Origin of the sequence: Halorubrum sp. GN11_10-6_MGM (genome assembly GCF_005435165.1) — an archaeon.
Classification (GTDB): Archaea; Halobacteriota; Halobacteria; order Halobacteriales; family Haloferacaceae; genus Halorubrum.
This window is the reverse complement of the sequence record NZ_SGUC01000150.1, coordinates 1-476: the sequence shown is the minus strand read 5'-3', so window position 1 is coordinate 476 and position 476 is coordinate 1. Positions and strand designations below refer to the sequence as shown.

At 56.9% G+C, this 476-nt stretch carries 1 pseudogene; it reads left to right on the top strand.

The features are described 5' to 3' along the window. A pseudogene (locus EXE46_RS16480) lies at window positions 1–121 on the top strand (IS1595 family transposase); the annotation flags it as partial. Window positions 122–476 lie beyond the last annotated feature (355 nt).

Here is a 476-nt window from a genome sequence, read left to right as displayed (position 1 = left end):
GCAGGGCTTGGAACAGGCCGCTCAGACGTTTGGCCTCATCAGATCGTTGAACCTCACCGGCGCATCCGTCGATATCACCGTTGATTGCCTTGTTATGGGGGCTTTCCGCAGTTCTACATAAGAGCGAGACTCCTTGCGCTCCCACCAGTCGTCGACGGTCTGTTCCTCAACGTTGACGCTGAAGATGATGCCGCAACTACAGTGGACGCCGATCTGGTTCGCGGTCGTCGTCATGTGCTCTTTCGAGACCCCGCACCCCGGACAGTTGACAGCGAACGTGGGCATACAGAAGGTTGGTGGCCGCAGCGGAAAAACGATATAGCCCTAGGTTTCTGGATAGTCTGATGGTACGCTCTTGGGTAGAGGATTGTTGGTCAGTTCTCAGCAGGAGCTGGAAGTCACAGCAGGCAAGGGTGACGCGACCGCGTCACCCGACGAACGATGTTCCCTATCAAGACGTTCGTCTCGGAGCGTCG